This is a genomic window from Curvibacter delicatus NBRC 14919, from assembly GCF_001592265.1.
Taxonomy (GTDB): Bacteria; Pseudomonadota; Gammaproteobacteria; order Burkholderiales; family Burkholderiaceae_C; genus Hylemonella; species Hylemonella delicata.
On record NZ_BCWP01000010.1, the window covers coordinates 35,411 to 54,821 of the forward strand.

At 63.9% G+C, this 19,411-nt stretch carries 13 protein-coding genes and 1 pseudogene; 6 read left to right on the forward strand and 8 right to left on the reverse strand.

Annotation, left to right across the window (positions count from 1 at the left end; all coding sequences use genetic code 11):
• The first annotated feature begins 38 nt into the window (after positions 1-38).
• Positions 39-947, forward strand: a complete 909-nt coding sequence (locus CDE01S_RS06710; protein ID WP_066705231.1) for a LysR family transcriptional regulator — start codon at positions 39-41, stop codon at positions 945-947.
• Between the two features lie 34 nt (positions 948-981).
• On the opposite strand, the gene CDE01S_RS06715 is transcribed toward CDE01S_RS06710, so the two are convergent.
• Positions 982-2,388 carry an SPOR domain-containing protein gene (locus CDE01S_RS06715; RefSeq protein ID WP_066705232.1) on the reverse strand — a complete coding sequence of 469 codons (1,407 nt, stop codon included), beginning with the start codon at positions 2,386-2,388 and terminating at the stop codon, positions 982-984.
• A gap of 143 nt (positions 2,389-2,531) precedes the next feature.
• The gene (gene recG, locus CDE01S_RS06720) at positions 2,532-4,661 is read right to left on the reverse strand and encodes an ATP-dependent DNA helicase RecG (RefSeq protein WP_066705234.1); all 2,130 of its coding nucleotides are present in this window, start codon (positions 4,659-4,661) and stop codon (positions 2,532-2,534) included.
• 55 nt (positions 4,662-4,716) lie between these two features.
• Here recG and queA point away from each other — a divergent pair, with 55 nt between their 5' ends.
• A complete protein-coding gene (gene queA / locus CDE01S_RS06725; protein WP_066705236.1) occupies positions 4,717-5,769 on the forward strand; it encodes a tRNA preQ1(34) S-adenosylmethionine ribosyltransferase-isomerase QueA in 1,053 nt (350 codons plus the stop codon).
• A 93-nt stretch (positions 5,770-5,862) separates the two neighbouring features.
• Entirely contained in the window at positions 5,863-6,849 is a 987-nt protein-coding gene (locus CDE01S_RS06730) for a Bug family tripartite tricarboxylate transporter substrate binding protein (RefSeq protein ID WP_066705239.1), read from the forward strand.
• A 27-nt stretch (positions 6,850-6,876) separates the two neighbouring features.
• Here CDE01S_RS06730 and fghA read toward each other — a convergent pair whose 3' ends face one another.
• Both fghA and CDE01S_RS06740 read right to left on the reverse strand, forming a co-directional pair.
• Positions 6,877-7,707: an S-formylglutathione hydrolase gene (gene fghA, locus CDE01S_RS06735; protein ID WP_066705240.1), complete on the reverse strand. Its 831-nt coding sequence runs from the start codon at positions 7,705-7,707 to the stop codon at positions 6,877-6,879.
• 17 nt (positions 7,708-7,724) lie between these two features.
• On the reverse strand, positions 7,725-8,834 hold the full coding sequence (locus CDE01S_RS06740; RefSeq protein WP_066705242.1) for an S-(hydroxymethyl)glutathione dehydrogenase/class III alcohol dehydrogenase: 1,110 nt from the start codon (positions 8,832-8,834) through the stop codon (positions 7,725-7,727).
• 123 nt (positions 8,835-8,957) lie between these two features.
• On the opposite strand from CDE01S_RS06740, the gene tgt reads away from it, so the two are divergent.
• Together tgt and CDE01S_RS06750 are read left to right on the forward strand one after the other, a co-directional pair.
• Entirely contained in the window at positions 8,958-10,139 is a 1,182-nt protein-coding gene (gene tgt / locus CDE01S_RS06745) for a tRNA guanosine(34) transglycosylase Tgt (RefSeq protein ID WP_066705244.1), read from the forward strand.
• 343 nt (positions 10,140-10,482) lie between these two features.
• A complete protein-coding gene (locus tag CDE01S_RS06750; RefSeq protein ID WP_066705246.1) occupies positions 10,483-13,590 on the forward strand; it encodes a bifunctional diguanylate cyclase/phosphodiesterase in 3,108 nt (1,035 codons plus the stop codon).
• A gap of 55 nt (positions 13,591-13,645) precedes the next feature.
• Here the strand turns inward: CDE01S_RS06750 and CDE01S_RS06755 are convergent, their stop codons facing one another.
• The 4 genes from CDE01S_RS06755 to CDE01S_RS06770 form a co-directional block, all read right to left on the reverse strand.
• The gene (locus CDE01S_RS06755; RefSeq protein WP_066705248.1) at positions 13,646-15,508 is read right to left on the reverse strand and encodes a hypothetical protein; all 1,863 of its coding nucleotides are present in this window, start codon (positions 15,506-15,508) and stop codon (positions 13,646-13,648) included.
• Between the two features lie 109 nt (positions 15,509-15,617).
• Positions 15,618-16,160 carry a flavin reductase family protein gene (locus tag CDE01S_RS06760; protein WP_066705250.1) on the reverse strand — a complete coding sequence of 181 codons (543 nt, stop codon included), beginning with the start codon at positions 16,158-16,160 and terminating at the stop codon, positions 15,618-15,620.
• 135 nt (positions 16,161-16,295) lie between these two features.
• The gene (locus CDE01S_RS06765; RefSeq protein WP_066705252.1) at positions 16,296-17,207 is read right to left on the reverse strand and encodes a restriction endonuclease; all 912 of its coding nucleotides are present in this window, start codon (positions 17,205-17,207) and stop codon (positions 16,296-16,298) included.
• A gap of 35 nt (positions 17,208-17,242) precedes the next feature.
• Positions 17,243-19,189: an MFS transporter gene (locus CDE01S_RS06770; protein ID WP_066705254.1), complete on the reverse strand. Its 1,947-nt coding sequence runs from the start codon at positions 19,187-19,189 to the stop codon at positions 17,243-17,245.
• Positions 19,190-19,274: 85 nt separating this feature from the next.
• Between CDE01S_RS06770 and CDE01S_RS18445 the strand changes: the two are divergent.
• Positions 19,275-19,370, forward strand: a pseudogene (locus CDE01S_RS18445) (helix-turn-helix domain-containing protein); the annotation flags it as partial.
• Between the last annotated feature and the right edge of the window lie 41 nt (positions 19,371-19,411).

Below are 19,411 nucleotides of genomic sequence, written 5' to 3' on the forward strand. Positions count from 1 at the left end.
TGATCTAGCCGATTTTCTGGATAGATAGAATCCATCGCATGGATATTCGATCGGTCGATCTCAACCTGCTGGTGGTGTTTGATGCCATGATTGAGCACCGCAGCGTGACCCGCGCCGGCGAAGCCCTCAACCTGAGTCAGCCGGCGATGAGTGCGGCCGTGGCCCGGCTGCGGACCCTGTTCGACGACCCGCTGTTCGTGCGTACCGGCGCCGAGATGCGGCCGACGCCGCGCGCCACGGAACTGGGCGCACCGATCCGCCAGGTCGTGCGCACCATCAAGGCGGAAATTCTTCAGCGCTCGGTCTTCGACCCCGCCGTCAGCCAGCGCACGTTCACGCTGGTGACGCCCGACATCGCCGAAGTCAATTTCCTGCCGCGCATCCTGGCCTGCCTAGCCCGCCAGGCCCCCAACACCAACCTGCGGACCCTGGCCATGCCGCGTCATGCGGCCGCGGAAAGCCTGGAGTCAGGCGCCGCCGAACTGGCACTGGGCTACTTCCCGGACCTGCAGAAGGCCGGCTTCTTCCAGCAGCGGCTGATCAGGAACTCGCATGTCTGCCTGGTGCGCAAGGACCATCCGACGATCAAGTCGAAAATGACCTTGTCGCAATTCCTGGCAGCATCGCATGCCGTGGTCAAGCCGGATGGGCGTGAACACGTATTCGAGCAGTTCCTGCAGAAAAAGGGCATCCAGCGGCGCGTGCTGGTCGAGCTCTCGCACTTCATGAGCCTGCTGCCGATCGTGGAAAGTTCAGATGTGGTGGCCACCGTGCCGAAAGACTTAGCTGATTTCTGCGTCCAGCATGGCCAGGTGCGTTATGTGGAGACGCCGATGAAATCGCCCGTGATCGACGTGCATCTGTTCTGGCATCGCCGCTTCCAGAAAGACCCCGCACACGCCTGGTTGCGCAGCGCAATCCACCAGTTGTTTCGCGAGCGGAGTTGAGCTGGCCGGCGGGCTCTCACCGGGCCAGGCGGGTTTATTCCTTGAACAGCACCGCTGGCAGGTCGAGCGCCTGAACCTGCAGCGCGGCTTTCTCGGCATCGGCCTTGGCGGTAAAGGGCCCCACCCGCACGCGAATCAGGCGGCCGGCCTGGGTCTCGTAGGGCGCGGTACTGGTCTCCAGACCCGCGGCCTCGATCCGCAAGCGCACGTTCTGCGCATTGCCCTCTTGCGCGAAGGCGCCCGCCTGCACGTACCAGGACTTTTTCGTCTTGCTGGCTTTGGTGCTGGCCTTCGGCTTGTCGGCACTGGCCGGGGCGGCGCTGTCTGCGCCGGCCTTCGGTGCTGGTGCAGCAGCATCTGTCTTGGGGGCATCGGCTTTAGCTGCCTTGGCTGGCGCCGCTTTCGGCGCCACCGGTTTGTCCGGGCTGGCGGCGGCAACCTGCACCGCCTTCGCAGCGGCCGGGCGCACCGGCTCAGAGGCACGGGCCGCTTTGGCAGTCGCTGCCGGACTCGCTTCAGTCTTCTGCGCCACCTTGACCTCCGGCGTGCGCGCGCCCTTGGTATCCGTCTTGTCGGCGGCTTTCTCGGCCGTTTTCGCTGCAGTTTGTTCGTCACTCGGCACAGCGGCCTTTTCCGCCATGCGGGCCAGGTAATGTTCGATCTGGGTGTCCGAGGTCAGGCCGGCCACCTCCGCCGGCACAGCGGCTGCGGGCGCTTCGGGTTTGGGTGGCTCCGCCTTGGGGGCTTCCGCCGTCACCACTGGCGGCACCGGCGCTGACGCCGGCTCCGACGGGGCCACGCTGGTCGGTGCCAGCATCGGTTGGGTACCGGCTGCCATCTCAGGCATGACGGGTGTCGACGGTTTGGCCGGACCGCCTTGCGCAAACTGCATGAAATCCTGCGCCGGGTTGAACAGCAACACCACCGCGCCGGCCAGCAGCGCCATCAGCGCCACATTGGCAACGGCCAGCCCCAGCAGACGTTTGTTGCTGCTGGCCTGCGCGGCCAGCACCTCGCAGGCATCCTTTACCTCCTGCGTGGCGCGCAGGGCGGCAGAAATCTTCTCATTGCAGAAGTTGTAATACCAGGCGTTGGCGTACAGCCCCGGCACCACAAAGGCCGCCGTCAGGAACGCCAGGAACAGCAGCAGCCCGGTGGTGTCGGAATAACTGAACAGCAGCTTGCCGACGCCGAACACCAGCAGCGCCATGCCCAGCACCGCGGCCAGGTAGGCCAGCGCCTGGCCCCACATCTTGCGGTAGGCCAGCCAGTTGAGCGTGTTCCAGTAGGCCGGCCAGTGCCAGCTAGCACCGGTCTTGCCGGCAGCGTCGAAACGGGTGAATTGGCGCAGGTAGTAGTCCTGGCCGCGCGGACCGATGGCAGCGCGATAGAGCTCGGCGGTGTCGCCGGCGGCGAGCGGGTTCGCGGGTTCGGTGGCCATCGTTGCTTGAAAAAGGTAGTGCGCGGCAGGTAGATCTGCCCGGAGTGGAATGGGGCGAGTCTAAATCACATTGGCCGAAATCCCATGCCCCGTGTGGATCGGATGCTACAAATTTGCGACTGACCCCCGGCTCTGAAACAGCCTCAGGCCTTGAGGTAATCGGTCTTGCCGCCCAGCCAGCGCGCCACGTGCTTGGCCGCCAGCTCCGGGTAGCGGTCCAGCATCAGCGGCGCCGCCTCACGCGCCCAGGCCAGCAGGTGGGTGTCGGTGGCCAGGTCGGCAAAACGCAGCAGCGCCGCACCGGACTGGCGTGCGCCAAGGAACTCGCCCGGGCCGCGGATATCGAGGTCGCGCCGCGCGATCTCGAAGCCGTCGCTGGTCTCGGCCATGGCCTTCAGGCGCGCACGCGCCGTCTCGCCCAGGCGTGGCGCGTCGCCGGTGGAATACAGCAGCACGCAGGCCGAAGCGGCCGCACCACGACCAACGCGGCCGCGCAGCTGGTGCAGCTGGCTCAGGCCGAAACGCTCGGCATGCTCGATCACCATCAGCGAGGCATTCGGCACGTCGACACCGACCTCGATCACCGTGGTACTGACCAGCACCCCCATCTGGCCGCTGGTGAACAGCGCCATCACCGCCTTCTTTTCGGCCGTCGGCATGCGCGAGTGCAGCAGGCCCACCATGACACCCGGCAAGGCCTCGCTCAGTTCCGAGTGCGTGGCCGTGGCATTGGTCAGGTCAAGCGCCTCGCTCTCCTCGATCAACGGGCAAACCCAGTAGACCTGCCTGCCAGCCGCCAACTGGCCGCGGATGCGCTCGATCACCTCGTCGCGCCGCTGCTCGGACACCACCTTGGTCACGATCGGGCTGCGCCCGGGCGGCAGTTCGTCGATGGTGGAGACATCGAGGTCGGCGTAATAACTCATGGCCAGCGTGCGCGGGATCGGCGTGGCCGTCATCATCAGCAGATGCGGCTCCACCTCATCGCCGTTGGTCTTGCTGCGCAAGGCCAGGCGCTGGGCAACGCCGAAACGGTGCTGCTCGTCGATGATGGCCAGCGCCAGGTTCCTGAACTGCACCTGCTCCTGGATCACGGCGTGCGTACCCACCACCAGGCCGGCTTCGCCGCGCTCGATCAGGCCCAGCATCTCGGCCCGTTCCTTTTTCTTCTGGCTGCCGGTGAGCCAGGCCACACGCACGCCCAGCGGCTCCAGCCAGCCCACCAGCTTGCGGAAATGCTGGTCGGCCAGGATCTCGGTCGGTGCCATCAGCGCGCACTGCCAGCCGGCGTCGATGCACAGCGTCGCGGCCAGCGCCGCCACCACCGTCTTGCCGGAACCGACATCGCCTTGCAACAGGCGATGCATGGGCACGGCATCGGCCAGGTCGTGCGCAATCTCCTCACCCACGCGGCGCTGCGCTGCCGTGAGCTGGAACGGCAAGCTGGCCAGCAGCCGTTCGTGCAGCGAGCCGGCGCCGTCAGCCCGCAGCACCGGCGCGCGCAGGTGGGCGCGCTCGCGGCGCGACTGCAGTTGCGACAGCTGCTGTGCCAGCAACTCCTCCGCCTTGAGCCGCTGCCAGGCCGGGTGGCTGTGGTCTTCCAGCTGTGCCAGCGACACATCGGGCGTCGGGTGGTGCAAAAACGATAGCGCCTGGCGCAGATTCCACAAGGGTTTCAGGCCAATTTGGCTTGAAATATCGGCAGGCAGCGTGTCCACCAGGTCGGCCCGCGCCAAGCCACCCAGCACCGCCTTGCGCAGGTAGGGCTGCGGCAGCCCGGCCACTGTCGGGTAGACCGGCGTCAGCGCGGTGGGCAACTCGCCGCCGGCTGCCCGGGTGTGCGGGTGCATCATGGTCCAGCCCATGAAACCACCACGGATCTCGCCGCGGGCGCGGATGCGCGCGCCTACTGCCAGCGCCTTCTGTTGCGAAGGGTAGAAATTGAAAAAGCGCAGCACACAGGTGTCGCTGCCATCGTCCACCGTCACCAGCAACTGACGGCGCGGGCGGAAGGTCACCTCGCTGGCCGTCACCGTGGCCTCGATCTGCACCGTGCCGCCCTCACGCGCATCGACCAACCGCGTGATGCGCGTCTCGTCCTCGTAGCGCAGCGGCAGGTGCAAGGCCAGGTCGATGTCGCGCTTGAGGCCAAGTTTCTCCAGCGCCTTCTGGGCCGGGCTTTTGTCTACGCGCTTGGCCTCGCCCGCCACGGCGTCCTTGGCCGCAGCTTTGGCGGCTTTTTTTCGGGCGGGAGCGGGCGGCGGCACGGTCATGGGACAATTCTGCCTTGTCTTTTACTTGGCACGGGTTCGTCCAACCCTCAAGCACATGCACCATGCTTCCCCTGACGCCACGCGCGTCTTCACCCTCAGCGATTTCGATTTCGAACTCCCCCCCGAACTGATCGCCCAGCACCCGGCTGCTGAGCGCAGCGCCTCGCGCCTGCTGGACGGCCGCAGCGCACAGCCGGTGGACCGCATCTTCCGCGAGTTGCCCGGGCTGCTGCAACCGGGCGACCTGCTGGTCTTCAACGACACCCAAGTCGTCAAGGCTCGCCTGTTTGGAGAGAAACCGACCGGTGGCAAGCTGGAGCTGCTGATCGAGCGCGTGTTGCCGGGCTTTGAGGTAGTGGCGCACATGAAGGTGAGCAAGAAGCCACCGGTGGGCATGGTGCTGCAGATGGTGGGCGGCTACACGGCCACGCTGCTGGGTCGCTGGCCGGATGAAGATGGGCAGCTGTTCCGCCTGCAGTTCAGCGACGAACCGCACGCGTTGATGGAGCAGCACGGTCATGTACCGCTGCCACCGTACATTGAGCACAGCGACAGTGCCGAGGACGTGGCGCGTTACCAGACCGTGTTCGCCGCCAAACCCGGCGCCGCCGCCGCACCCACCGCCGCCCTGCATTTCGACGAAGGTCTGCTGGCTGCGCTGGAAGCCCGTGGCATCCGCCGCGCCAACGTCACCCTGCACGTGGGCGCCGGCACCTTCTCGCCCGTGAAAACCGAAAACCTGGCCGAGCACCGCATGCACCGCGAGTGGTATGAGGTGCCCGCCGCCACGCAGCAGGCCATCGCAGAAACGAAAGCCCGCGGCGGCCGCATCGTGGCCGTGGGCACCACCACCATCCGCACGCTCGAATCCTGGGCCAAGACCGGCCAGGCCAGCGGCGACACCGAAATCTTCATCACCCCGGGTTTCCAGTTCCAGGTGGCCGACCTGCTGGTCACCAACTTTCATCTGCCGAAGTCCACTCTCATGATGCTGGTGAGTGCCTTTGCAGGCTACAAGCACGTCATGGGGCTGTACCGGCATGCGATCGAACACAGCTATCGCTTCTTCAGTTATGGGGATGCGATGCTGTTGCAACGCTCGCCATAAACCCGCTCCAGAATTCGTCGTTGTCGTCTTGATTCAGCGGGGTCTGACAGAATGCCCCCTACAACAACATCAACGCACATTCCGGAGACAAAAATGACCTTGCAACCTGCCCGCCGACATAGCCTTTCACTGGCCCTGCTCACGCTGGCCTTGCCGCTCACGGCCCTGGCCCAGGACGGCAATTGGCCGACCAAACCCATCAAGTTCATCGTGCCTTATCTGGCCGGTGGCACCACCGACCTGGTGGCAAGAACGACCGGCGAGTTCGTGGGCAGGAAGTTGAAGCAGCCCGTGGTAATCGAGAACCGCCCGGGCGCGGGGGGCAACATCGGCATGGATGCTGTGGCCAAGGCCGCGCCGGACGGCTACACCATCGGCTTTGGCGCCATCTCGACCAATGCGCTCAATCCGCACATCTACAAGCAGATGGCCTTTGATCCGCGCAAGGACTTCACCGCTGTGAGCATGCTCGGCTACTCAACCATCGTGTTGACGGTCGCACCTCAGAAAGTGCCTAGCCAGAACGTGCAGGAGTTCATCGCCTACGCCAAAGCGCATCCGGGTCTGACCTATGGCACAGCAGGCGCGGGCACCTCGATGCATCTGGCAGGCGCGATGTTTGGTCAGATGACGGGAACCGAGCTGACGCATGTGCCCTATAAGGGCAGTGGCCCCGGCATCAATGACATGCTGGGCGGCCACTTGACGGTGATGTTCGACAACCTGCCGGCCAGCCTGCCGCATATCCAGACCGGCAAACTGCGCGCCTTGGCGGTGGCGGGCAAGGCGCGCTCGCCCGCCCTGCCCGATGTGCCGACGCTGGCCGAGGCCGGCCTCAAGGGTTACGGTATCGACCCCTGGTTCGGCGTGTTCGCCCCCGCGAGCATGGACGCGAAGGTCACGCAGCGCCTGTCTCAGGCCTTTAACGAAGCGCTGCAAGACCCAGAGGTGAAGGCCAAACTCATCAAGAGCGGCTTCACCCCCGAAGGCTCCACGCCCGACATGCTGGCCCGGCTGGCGGCCAGCGAGTACGAGCGGCTGGGCAAGGTGGCCAAGGCCGCCGCCATGTCGGCGGACTGACGCAACAGGCGCACGAGGCTGGGCGCTTTAGCCCAGCGCCTTCGCGTGGTGGGTAAAGTGGTCCGCCATGAAACTCGCGATGAAGTAATAGCTGTGGTCGTAGCCCGCGTGGCGGCGCAGCGTCAGCGGGTGCCCCGCCGCATCACACGCCTGCTGCAGCAACTCCGGCCGCAGCTGCTTGGCTAAGAATTCATCGGCTTCGCCCTGGTCCACCAGCAGGGGCAGGCGCTCTTGGGCGGTGGCGATCAGTTCCACCGCATCCCAGGCTTTCCACGCGTCCCGATCCTCACCCAGATAAGCCATGAAGGCCTTGCTGCCCCAGGGCACCTGGCTGGGCGCCACCACGGGCGCGAAGGCCGAGACGCTGCGGTAACGACCCGGGTGGCGCAGCGCGGTGACGAGCGCGCCGTGGCCGCCCATGCTGTGGCCGAAGATGCCGCGCTGCTCGGTGGAAGGGAAGTGCTGCTCGATCAGCGCGGGCAGTTCCTGCGCCACGTAGTCCTGCATGCGGTAGTGCTGCGCCCAGGGGGCCTGCGTGGCGTTGAGGTAGAAGCCTGCGCCCTCGCCGAGGTCATACCCCTCGTCATTGGGCACACCGGGGCCGCGCGGACTGGTGTCGGGTGCGACGAGGATGAAGCCATGACGCGCAGCGTGTTCCTGCGCGCCGGCTTTGGTGATGAAGTTCTGTTCGTTGCAGGTCAGGCCCGAGAGCCAGTAGAGCACGGGGCAGCGCTCACCCGCCACCGCCGCCGGTGGCAGGTAGATGCCGAACTTCATGTCGCAGCCCAGGGTGGCGGACGTGTGTTTCCAGACTTCCTGCCGGCCGCCAAAGCTGGCGTGGCGCTCAACGCGGTTCATGCGTGATCTCCTCTGGCTCAGTAATGGACGACAGTGCGGATGGACTTGCCTTCGTGCATGAGGTCGAAGGCTTCGTTGATGTCCTGCAGGCCACGCGTATGCGTAACGAAGGGCGCGAGCTGGATATCACCTTTCATCGCGTCTTCCACCATACCCGGCAGCTGCGAACGGCCCTTGACGCCACCAAACGCCGTGCCCAGCCAGCGCCGGCCGGTGACGAGCTGGAAGGGCCGGGTGCTGATCTCCTGCCCTGCACCGGCCACGCCAATGATGACACTCTGGCCCCAGCCGCGGTGCGCGCACTCCAGCGCGGCGCGCATGACGTTCACATTGCCGATGCACTCAAAGGAATGGTCCACGCCCCAGGTGGTCATCTCCACGATGACTTGCTGGATCGGCTTGTCGTAGTCCTTGGGGTTGATGCAGTCGGTGGCGCCAAAAGTGCGCGCCAGGTCGAACTTGGAAGGGTTGGTGTCAATGGCGATGATGCGGCCCGCCTGCGCCAGCTTGGCACCCTGGATCACGGCCAGGCCGATGCCACCCAGACCGAACACGGCCACGCTGTCGCCGGGCTGCACCTTGGCAGTGTTTTTCACGGCGCCCAGGCCGGTGGTGACGCCGCAGCCCAGCAGGCAGACCTGCTCAGGGTTGGCCGCGGGGTTGATCTTGGCCAGCGAGACTTCGGCCACCACGGTGTATTCGCTGAAGGTGGAACAGCCCATGTAGTGGTAGATCGGCTGGCCGTTGTAGCTGAAGCGGGTGGTGCCGTCGGGCATCAGGCCCTTGCCCTGGGTGGCGCGCACGGCCACGCAGAGGTTGGTCTTGCCGCTCTTGCAGAACAGGCACTCGCCGCATTCGGCGGTGTAGAGCGGAATGACGTGGTCACCGGGTTTGACGCTGGTGACGCCCTCACCCACTTCTACCACCACACCCGCGCCTTCGTGGCCCAGCACGGCGGGGAAGATACCCTCAGGGTCGTCACCGCTGAGCGTGAAGGCGTCGGTGTGGCAGACGCCAGTGTGGGTGATCTTCACCAAGACCTCGCCCTTCTTCGGCGGAGCGACGTCGATCTCGACGATCTGCAGGGGTTGACCGGCTGCAAAGGCCACGGCGGCGCGGGATTTCATGGGGGACTCCTAGACTTGACGATAAAAAACAGACCGCTGCATTCTCGACGAAACGACGCACGGGTATCGTCGACTGGCGCAATAACCCCGCCAGCCCCCGGCGAGTTTGCGAAAATCGAGCCCATGCTCAAATTCGACATCTCCAAAACCGACGGCCATGCCCGTCGCGGCCGCCTGACGCTCAACCACGGCGTGGTGGAAACACCCGTCTTCATGCCGGTGGGCACCTATGGCACCGTCAAGGGCGTGATGCCGCAGAGCCTGGAGGACATGGGCGCGCAGATCATCCTGGGCAACACCTTCCACCTCTGGATGCGCCCGGGTCTGGACGTGATGAAGTCCTTCGGCGGCCTGCACCAGTTCGAAAACTGGAACAAACCCATCCTCACCGACTCGGGCGGCTTCCAGGTCTGGAGCCTCGGCGAGATGCGCAAGATCAGCGAGGAAGGCGTGAAGTTCTCCTCGCCCGTCAACGGTGACAAGCTCTTCCTCACGCCCGAAGGGTCGATGCAGATCCAGACCGTGCTGAACTCCGACATCGTGATGCAGTTCGACGAGTGCACGCCTTATGTCTCGCTCGACCCCAAGACCAAAGGCCAGCTCACCACCGAGCGCGAGGCGCGCGTGTCCATGGAGCTCTCGCTGCGCTGGGCCAAGCGTTGCCAGGACGAATTTGCGCGACTGGAAAACCCCAACGCCCTGTTCGGCATCGTGCAGGGTGGCATGTACGAAAACCTGCGCGACGAATCGCTGGCCGGGCTGGAAGAACTCAACTTCCCCGGCATTGCGGTGGGCGGCGTCAGCGTGGGCGAGCCGAAAGAAGACATGCAACGCCTGATGCGCCACTGCGGCCCGCGCCTGCCGGCGCACAAGCCGCACTACCTGATGGGCGTGGGCACGCCGGAAGACCTGGTGTACGGCGTGCAGCAGGGCTTCGACATGTTCGACTGCGTCATGCCCACACGCAACGCGCGCAACGGCCACCTGTTCACGCGCTTCGGCGACCTGAAGATCCGCAACGCACGCCACAAGAGCGACGCGCGCCCGCTGGACGAGACCTGCACCTGCTACGCCTGCGCCGGCCGCTCGGGTGTGCCCTATGCGCAGGGCGGGCGCGAGGGCTTCAGCCGCGCCTACCTGCACCACCTCGACCGTTGCGGCGAAATGCTCGGCCCCATGCTGACCACGGTGCACAACCTGCACTACTACCTGAACCTGATGCGCGAGGTGCGCGCAGCGCTGGATGCCGGGACTTTCGGCACCTTCGTGCAGCAGTTCCACGCGGACCGGGCGCGCGGCGTGTAAGCGCCGCGTGGCGCGGCAGGCTTCGTACACCGCCCCCTCTGCTGCGTGATGCCAAGAACTGGCAGGGATCTTGCTGCACGCCATATCCCTGATGACCGCGTTTGAAACATCATGGGCATCCGCAGCTGGATGTGATCGATCTGCGTGCCCACGATTCGATCATGGGTATTGGCCCCTAAGCCAACACGGTGTCGCCGACAAAAGACAGCGGGCTTTACCTGACTTGTCGCAATCCTGAATTCACGACAGACTGGGTTATGCACGTTAGAACCTAAGGTGTCACGTCAAACCGGATGACCGCATGAAGACCTCTCCCAATCACCGCCGGAACGGGGACATCCACATGAGCACAGCAGGCACCAGCTTGGGCTGGTCTTTGCTCGTGTCGCTTCTCATGCTGACCATCACCTTCTGGTATTGGCATGATGCGAAGAACGAAACCAGCGCAAAACGCCAGCACAGCTTTGAACTGGAAGTCGAGCGGATCAACCGCGGCATCAAGGACAGACTGGCCAACTATGAACTGGTGCTGCGCGGCATCAAAGGCTACTTCGCCGGCTCGGCGCAGATCGACCGGCACGAGTTCTTTACCTATGCCCAAGCCTTGCAGCTGTCCGTTTCAGAGCCGGGACTCCAGGGTGTCGCTCTCGTCTTGCATGTGCCCGGGACGCAGAAGGAACGGCACATCGCCAACACGCGCGCACGCGGCTTCCCCGAATATCGCCTGCGACCTGATGGCGAACGCGACGTCTACGCCCCGATTGCCCTGATTGAACCGCTGTCGAACGACAACCGCAATGTCGTGGGCTTTGATATCTTGACGATTCCGCAGGCGCAGGAGGCGCTGCACACATCGCGGGACAGCGGCAAGGTGGTGCTGTCGCGCAAGCTCCAGCTCAGGCAGGATGTCGGCAAACCGGACGCGCCGGCAGCCGTCGTGATGTATTTGCCCATCTATGCCAATGGCGCACGGCTCGACACGCCGGAGGACCGCCGCAAAGCCCTGCTGGCCTGGGTCGATGCCCCCTTCCGGATTCCCGACCTGATCGCCGGGCTCAACATTGAGCTGGGAACCGATATCGGCCTGAGCATCTTCGAGAGTGCGGCAGGTACTCCCGAGACGCTCCTCTTTCGCAGCGGTCAGCAGGACGGCGGCGAGGCCAGCACCCAGCTCAGAAGCCGAAACGCCCTGGATGTGGGCGGCCACCGCTGGCAGATCGAGGTGGCCACCTTGCCCGGGTTCGAGCGGCGGTTCGACAACGTCGCGCACACACAAGTGGCTTTGGTGGGCGTGCTCTTGAGCCTGCTGTTTGGCTGGGTCACCTGGATGCTGACGACCGGCAAGGCCCGTGCCATTGCGCTAGCACGCGAGAAAACCTGGGAGCTGCGCGGCATCCGCGATGATCTGGAAAGCACGCTGAACGCCATTCCCGACCTGCTGGTGGAACTGGGACGGGATGGGCGCATTCACCACTACCGGTCTTCACGCGCCGACCTTCTGTCTGCACGCCCAACATCGTTTCTCGGGCGCAAGCTGTCCGACATGTTGCCGGCCGAGGCCGCAACCATCTGGATGGAGGCGGTGCAGGAAGCGGGGGCGCAGGGCTTCTCGATCGGAAAGCAGTACCTGGCGCCGCACCCCGATGGCGACAAATGGTTTGAGCTTTCCATCGCCCGAAAAGACAGCCGGCCGGCCGATGGCGAACGCTTCATCGCCATCGCACGCGACATCACCGAACGCAAGCATGCAGAAATCGATCTGAAGGCACGGGACGAGACACTGCGACTGCTCGAGGCCTGCCTGTCGCGCCTCAATGACGTCGTGATCGTCACCGAAGCCGAGCCGACCCGTGAACCCGGCCCCCGTATCGTCTATGTGAACGATGCCTTCACACGCCGGACCGGCTACAGCCGGGAAGAGGCGATCGGCCGCAGCCCCCGCTTCCTGCAAGGCCCGAACACGGCGCGCGACGCCTGCGAGCGAATCGGTGCAGCCCTGAAAAACTGGCAGCCCGTTCGGGAAGAGCTGGTCAACTACACCAAGTCGGGCGAGGAATACTGGCTCGAGATCGACATCGTTCCCGTTGCAAACGATAACGGCTGGTACACCCATTGGGTGGCGGTGGAACGCGACATCACCGAGCGCAAACAGCATGAGGAGCACACCTACCGGCTGGCCTATCTGGACGCGCTGACCGGCCTGCCGAACCGGCTCATGCTGCATGACCGCATGAAACAGGCGCTGGCGTCCGCCCAGCGCACCGGCAAAAAGGGCGCCTTGCTGTTTGTCGACCTGGACAATTTCAAGCAGATCAACGATGCACGGGGCCATGCCGTCGGCGACCAGCTCCTGATCCGGATCGCCTCACACCTGAACGAGATCATGCGCACCGACGACACCATCGCCCGGCTGGGCGGCGACGAGTTTGTGATGCTGGTCAATGACCTCGGACCGGACGAGGAAACCAGTTCCCTGGCCGTCATGTCGATTGCCAGAAAGGTGCATGCGGCACTGGAAGCCCCTCACGATATCGACGGCAGGCGTTATGCCTGCACCGGCAGCATCGGCATCACGATCTTCCCCAAGAGCAATGAAGGCATCGATGACCTTCTGCGCGAAGCCGATACCGCCATGTACCGCGCCAAGGCCGCCGGGCGCAACCGGATCTCATTTTTCCAGGCCACGATGCAAGGCGAGGTCGAGGCACGGCTGGCGATGGAGCAGGACCTCAAGCAGGCACTTGCCGCCGGACAGATGGAACTGCACGTCCAGTCGCAGTTCGACAACAACTTCACCGAGATCGGCGGCGAACTTCTCTTGCGCTGGAACCATCCCAGCCTCGGCAGCATTTCACCGTTCGAATTCATTGCCATTGCCGAGGAGTCCGGCCTCATCATTCCCCTGGGTGACTGGGTCGTCCGGCAGGCCTGCCACATGCTGGTCCACATGGACACCACCGGGCGCAAGGGCACGCTGTCCGTCAACGTCAGCCCACGCCAGTTCCATCAGGAGGACTTCGTCAACCGCGTGCGCGCCATCCTGCACGAGACCGGCGCCCCGGTTGATCGGCTGGTGTTCGAAGTCACGGAAGGGCTGTTCATCCAGAACTGGGAGGAGACCAAACGACGCATGATCGAGCTGGTCGACATGGGCATCCGTTTTTCCATCGACGATTTCGGCACCGGTTATTCCAGCCTGGCCTACCTGAAGAAACTGCCGCTGTACGAGCTGAAAATCGACAAGAGCTTTGTGCAGGATACGCCCGACGACCCGAGTGACACCGCCATCGTGAAGTCGATTCTGTCGATGGCCAGACACCTGAACCTGCGGGTGGTTGCCGAAGGCGTCGAGACCCGAGCACAAGCCGACTTTCTGATCGCCAACCGGTGCGATTGCCTGCAGGGTTACCTGCTGCAGCGGCCCAAGCCGATGGCGGACTGGATGGCCTAGCCGTCAGCCCGGCACCGCAACCGGCCCGCCTTGCGGCAGGCCGTTCACACCGCTCTTACTGCAGCTGCGCGCGCAGGTACCAGGCGAACACGGCCAGCAGCAGCACCGCCAGGATGGCGCCGTACCAGCCCCAGGGCGCTTTCTTCTCGGCGTAGGGGTCGGTCAGCGCACGTTCGGCGTTGGGCGGCAGCTGTGCCACTTGCGTCAGCGAGGTACCGAAAGGAATGTTGATGCGCGCGCGCGCATTGATGGCCCAGCCGTTGGCGTCCAGAATGGGCCCCAAGTTGCGGCTGCGCAGCTTGAACCAGGCCAGCAGCACCGCCGGGCCGGACACGATCAGCAACAGCCCGGCCAGCGCGAACGGAAGCTGCCACCACTTGAGGGCAAACAACCCGGCCAGCACCGAGGCCAGCGCCGTGCCCAACGCGCCCACCGCCAGCCCGATGGCGGCAAAGATGCCGGCGAACTTGCCAACGTCGAAGGGCGGCGGTGCCGCGGCCGGCGTGGCACCGGCTACCGCCTTCTTGCCGCCATCGACCACGGCCGCTGTCATCTTGTCTTCAGACGCACGCGCCTTGTTGGCCGCCATCTTCTGCAGTTGCTCGGCCACGAAACGCGCCAGCCGCTTGTAAGGCGCCCAGAACGCCTGACGCAGGCTGATCGGGTGATCGACGATCTTGCTGATGGTGGCGTCCCAGTCGCGGCCCTGGCGGTCGTAGAACACGCCGTTGCGCCCCGCCATCAGCTGGTCCGAGTCGCCGGCGGTGAAGGCCGCCGCAATGCTCAGCTTCTCGCCGCCGCGCACGCAGTCCACATAAACCAGGCAGATGCGCGACAGCGTGGCCAGCGCCGCATGACGGCCGGCATCGTTGACGGCCACGCACAGCTCGGCGGAACGGCCGTCCAGGTACAGCGTGCCGACCTGGAAGGTGGCCTTGCCCTGCCGCGTATAGAAGTCGCGGAAGGCGACGAAATTGTTGGCCAGCGGCATCAGGTCGCGCACGTAGTGGGCCAGCTTTTCCAGCTGGCGCACGCCGTCACCCTCGGCTGCCGGGTCGGGCCTGGCGGTCAGCCAAGTTGCATAGGGCGCCAGCTTGTCCTTCAGGGCCAGCCAATCGGCTTCGCTCAACGTGTCGCGCTGGCCCAGCAAGGGCGTCACCGCTGCATCGCGCAAGGTGTTGATGCGTTCGGCCCAGGCCGGGTTCAGGCCGCTGGTGAGTGAGAGTTGCGCGCCGGCTTCCACCCGTGCCAGCGGCAGGGCGGCAATGTCCTGGGCATCGGCGGTGAGCGTGCTGCTGCCCAAAGACACCAGGGCTTCATCCGCAGCATTGAGCGCCGCACCGGCGCGTGTGTCGAACGCCGCCAGCCGGCAACGCACAAACCAGTCTTCCACTTTCTCGGTCACCGCCAGCAGCGCCGCATGCGCGGCCTCGGTGGCGTCGCCCAGCGGGCGGGCCTGCGCACCGGCGGCCTCCCAGGCCTGGGTTGCGCGTTCGGCATAACGTGCCTGCGCGGCACGTGCGGCCTCCACCGTCACCAGCCCGTGGTTGCCGCCGATGTCGGCCAACAGCTCGCGCGCTGCCTGCGCAATCGCCAGCCCTTCGGCGTCATCGTCACGAATCGCTTCCAGCGGCACGCCGGGCAGTTGCTGCGCCAGCACCTCCACATTCTTCAGGCGCTCCCCGGCCCACTGCACGGCGGCGAGCAGTTCCGGCGCGCGGATCTGGCCGTCACCATCGCTGTCCACCAGCGCCAGCGTGCGGGCATCGAACTCGATGCCCTTGACCGGGCATGACAGCGCCACCCAGAGCTTCTGGTCGAGCTGGTCAATGGCAAGGAGTTCTTCAGCGGTATCGAGCCGCACCTGGTCGAAACCGCCGGCACGGAAGAAACGCCAGTGTTGGGGGGCTGTGCTCATGGTGAGATGGCTCCTGGTTGTTTTGATTCAGATTCATCTTACCGCCGGCCCCGGCCTTTGCCAGCCGCGTTACGACCGGTCACCGGTGCGCCGACCACCGTCTGAGGAGTTACACGCCCGCCGGCAGCTTGGCGCGCATCGCCTGGCGGCGGTCCAGCTTGCGGCCGTCGGCAATGAAGGTGCCATCGCCCACGGCGTGCAGCATGCGCCGCTCCTTGCGCGCAGCGTCCACCCAGGCGGCCACGCCTTGCAAAATGACGATGCTGTGCTTCTTGTTGTAGTCGATCACCCGGCACTCGATGTTGGCCAGGCACTCCTTGATCAGCGGCGCCTTGACCTGGCTGGCCGGCAGCGGCGTGAGCTTGAACTTGGCGAACTTGTCGGTGTCGGTGCCCGAACAGGTGCCCACGCCCACCACCTTGTCCAGCAGGTCCACCGTGGGGATGGCAATCACACACTCCTTGGTCTTGCGCATGGCAGCAAAGGAATGGTTCCACGGCCCGGTGGTGATGGCAAACACCGGCGTGAAGTCCACCACCATGGTCCAGGAGATCGTCATGATGTTGCTCTGCAGGCCGTCATGCGTGGTGACGAGCACCACCGGGCCGGGCTCCAGCAAGGTGAAGGCTTTGTTAAGAGGGAGTTTTTTCATGGGTGCCCCCGTCATCGATGTGACCAAATTTGCACTTGCCAGGTTGCCTGTCTGCGCTTTAGTGTCAAGCCATTCCTCTAACAGTAGGATGCGAGACCTGCTTCCATTGCGGCCTGATCCCATACTAGGGCAGCCTCAGCTGTCTTCAAAGTAATCGCTATCTACGCGTTTCACAACGTATGTTGCAGAAGGCGTCACACCAACATCAAAATCGATCATTAAGTTGGCAAGCCGGCCACCATCAATCAAGACCACCTTGGTGTCAATCCTCGATGCGTAATCAACAGCGTCAGCCGTATACGTTGAGGTTGTAATAAACACACCTTTTCTCGCACGCTGACCTTGAAGTGCACCAACAAATTTTTGTATTTCAGGCCTACCGACTGAGCCCTGCCAGCGCTTGGCTTGAAGATAGATAGTGTCGAGGCCCAGGCGGTCTTCTTTGATGATTCCATCTATTCCACCATCACCACTTTGACCGATTCGCTCACCAGCATCACGTCGAGACCCGCCGTATCCCATTTTTACAAGAAGCTCGACAACGAGTTGCTCAAAAAACGCTGGAGAGCACGCAAGAATTCTGGCCAATAACTCTTGCGCCAACTGCTCTCTTAAGCCTTGATATGCCACCTCGATTGACTCTTCAGGCGTCGTATCGCCCGGCACTGAAGTAGCCGAATCGTCTCGACCGACTCCAGAACGCGACAACTCCCGAAATTCAATGAACTCAGGGAACTGTTCAAGATACTTTCCGTCGATCCTCTCCGGATTAGTCTTTAGGACACTGATTCCACGCTCGGTTATCTTAAAAACACCTCGCTTGGGTGCCTCAATCAAAGCCGCTTTCTTAAGGTACGTTCTTGCCCAACCAATTCGATTTCGAAACACACGCTGTTGTCCACTTGGAAGTAACTCGGCCAACTCCGTAGGCGAAAGCTGGAAGCGGGCGGCGAGATCTTCCTCTAACTGTCCCAAGGTATGTTCTTTTCCATCCGTCAGCGCTTTCAGAAAAGGAAGCATGCATGTCTGGTAGTCAGGAATGGCCATGCGTTTCTCCAAATAGTCTTAGTAGGAATTGTCGGCTACCTGTTGAAAGACAACTGAACCACCTGATTCTGCAACCTCTCCAACTGCATTTCATCCGCTGTGATCGCTTCACCCACATTCAACCCCACCACATTAAATATCCCCCGTCGAAACGGCTTGGCCATCGCCGTCGGCTTGCCGCCTACCAGCTCGATGCGGCTGAAGTAGGAGCCCCACAGGTTGGTCAGCGCCATAGGCACCACCGGCACGGGTTGCTGCTCCAGGATCTTCATGATGCCGCCCTTGAACTCTTGCAACGTGCCGTCTTGGGTGATACCGCCTTCGGGGAAGATGCCAAGCAGGTCGCCCTCTTTCAGCACCTTGACGGCAGCGGCAAAGGCCGCCTCGTAGGCGGCCGGGTCTTCGGCGCGCGGGGCGATGGGGATGGCCTTGGCCAGTTTGAACAGCCAGCCCAGCACCGGTACCTTGAAGATGCGGTGGTCCATGAGAAAGCGGATGGGGCGCGGGCTGGCAGCCTGCAGCAGCACGGCGTCGACAAAACTCACGTGGTTGCAGGCCAGGATGGCCGGGCCTTCTGAAGGAATGTGCTCGTCACCCCGCACCTTGAAGCGGTAGACGAAGTGGCTCAGCACCCAGGCCACGAAGCGCAGCAGGTACTCCGGCACCAGCAGGAAGATGTAGAGCGCCACCACCGCGTTCGCCAGGCCCCCCAGGAAAAAGATCTGTGGAATGGTGACGTCCATGGCCAAGAGCGCGCCCGCGATGAGCGAGCTGGCGATCATGAACAGCGCGTTGAGGATGTTGTTGGCGGCAATGATGCGCGCGCGGTGCGTGGCCGGGCTGCGCAGCTGGATCAGCGCGTACATGGGCACGCTGTAGAGGCCGGCAAACAGGCTGAGCAGCAGCAGATCGGCCATGACGCGCCAGTGCGCCGGCTGGGCCAGGAAGGCGGCCAGGCCCATCACCTCGCTTGCGGGCAGGCCACGGGAAGCAAAGTAGAGGTCGACGGCGAACACCGTCATGCCGATGGCGCCCAGCGGCACCAGGCCAATTTCCACATGGCGGCGACTGAGCAGCTCGCACATGAGCGAGCCGATGCCGATGCCGATGGAGAACACCACCAGCAGGGCCGAGGCCACGTGCGCGTCGCCGTGTAGCACCTCCTTGGCGAAGCTGGGGAACTGGCTCAGGAAGACGGCGCCAAAGAACCACATCCAGCTGATGCCCAAGAGCGAGCGGAACACCACGATGTTGCCGTGGGCCAGCTTGAGATTGCGCCAGGTTTCGCTGAAGGGGTTCCAGTTGATTTTCAAACCCGGGTCGGTGGCCGGCACGAACGGAATGCGCGCGGCCACCACACGCCCGAGCACCGCCAGAACGACGCAGGCCAGCGCCACGTTCTGGTGGCCCACTTCCGGCATGGCGACGATGAGGCCACCCACCACGTTGCCGAGCAGGATGGCGACGAAGGTACCCATCTCCACCATGCCGTTACCCCCCGTCAACTCGCGTTCGTGCAGCACCTGCGGCAGGTAGGCGAACTTCACCGGGCCGAACAGCGTGGAGTGCAGGCCCATCATGAAGGTGCACAGCAGCAGCGCCGGCACGTTGGCCATGATGAAGCCCCAAGCTGCCACGAGCATGATGGCGATCTCCATGTTCTTGACGAAACGGATCATGGCCGTCTTCTCGAACTTGTCGGTCAGCTGACCACTGGTGGCGGAAAACAGCACGAAGGGCAGGATGAACAGTGCGCCAATCACCAGCCCGGCCATGGCGGGCGGCAGCCAGCCGATGCTGAGCTGGTAGGTCACCATGACGGTGAAAGCGAACTTGAACAGGTTGTCGTTGGCGGCGCCGCAGAACTGCGTCCAGAAAAACGGCGCGAAACGGCGCTGGCGCAGCAGGGCAAACTGGTTGGGGTGGGCGTCAGAGGCCGCGGCAGGGTGCTCGGGCGGCCAGGTGTCGTCAAAGTCGCGCAAGGCGTACTCCTCCTCTGTTGTTCTTGGTTCAGGCTGCTTGCGATTCTGCCCGAGGCCCTACAGGGCTTTGATGACAGATCGCACCGACCAGAAACTTGCAGAAAAGGAGCGCGAGGGCTATACCTTGCTGCTGGCCATGCGCAGTTGGGAGTTCGAAGCCTTTGCCGCCTTGCGACGCTGAGACCCGCCATGACTTGATTTATATCAATCCGAACGTACCCC

Coding starts and splice junctions, on each gene's coding strand:
- CDE01S_RS06710 (WP_066705231.1), top strand. CDS start 39: ATGGATATTCGATCGGTCGATCTCAACCTGCTGGTGGTGTTTGATGCC.
- CDE01S_RS06715 (WP_066705232.1), bottom strand. CDS start 2,388: ATGGCCACCGAACCCGCGAACCCGCTCGCCGCCGGCGACACCGCCGAG.
- recG (WP_066705234.1), bottom strand. CDS start 4,661: ATGACCGTGCCGCCGCCCGCTCCCGCCCGAAAAAAAGCCGCCAAAGCT.
- queA (WP_066705236.1), top strand. CDS start 4,717: ATGCACCATGCTTCCCCTGACGCCACGCGCGTCTTCACCCTCAGCGAT.
- CDE01S_RS06730 (WP_066705239.1), top strand. CDS start 5,863: ATGACCTTGCAACCTGCCCGCCGACATAGCCTTTCACTGGCCCTGCTC.
- fghA (WP_066705240.1), bottom strand. CDS start 7,707: ATGAACCGCGTTGAGCGCCACGCCAGCTTTGGCGGCCGGCAGGAAGTC.
- CDE01S_RS06740 (WP_066705242.1), bottom strand. CDS start 8,834: ATGAAATCCCGCGCCGCCGTGGCCTTTGCAGCCGGTCAACCCCTGCAG.
- tgt (WP_066705244.1), top strand. CDS start 8,958: ATGCTCAAATTCGACATCTCCAAAACCGACGGCCATGCCCGTCGCGGC.
- CDE01S_RS06750 (WP_066705246.1), top strand. CDS start 10,483: ATGAGCACAGCAGGCACCAGCTTGGGCTGGTCTTTGCTCGTGTCGCTT.
- CDE01S_RS06755 (WP_066705248.1), bottom strand. CDS start 15,508: ATGAGCACAGCCCCCCAACACTGGCGTTTCTTCCGTGCCGGCGGTTTC.
- CDE01S_RS06760 (WP_066705250.1), bottom strand. CDS start 16,160: ATGAAAAAACTCCCTCTTAACAAAGCCTTCACCTTGCTGGAGCCCGGC.
- CDE01S_RS06765 (WP_066705252.1), bottom strand. CDS start 17,207: ATGGCCATTCCTGACTACCAGACATGCATGCTTCCTTTTCTGAAAGCG.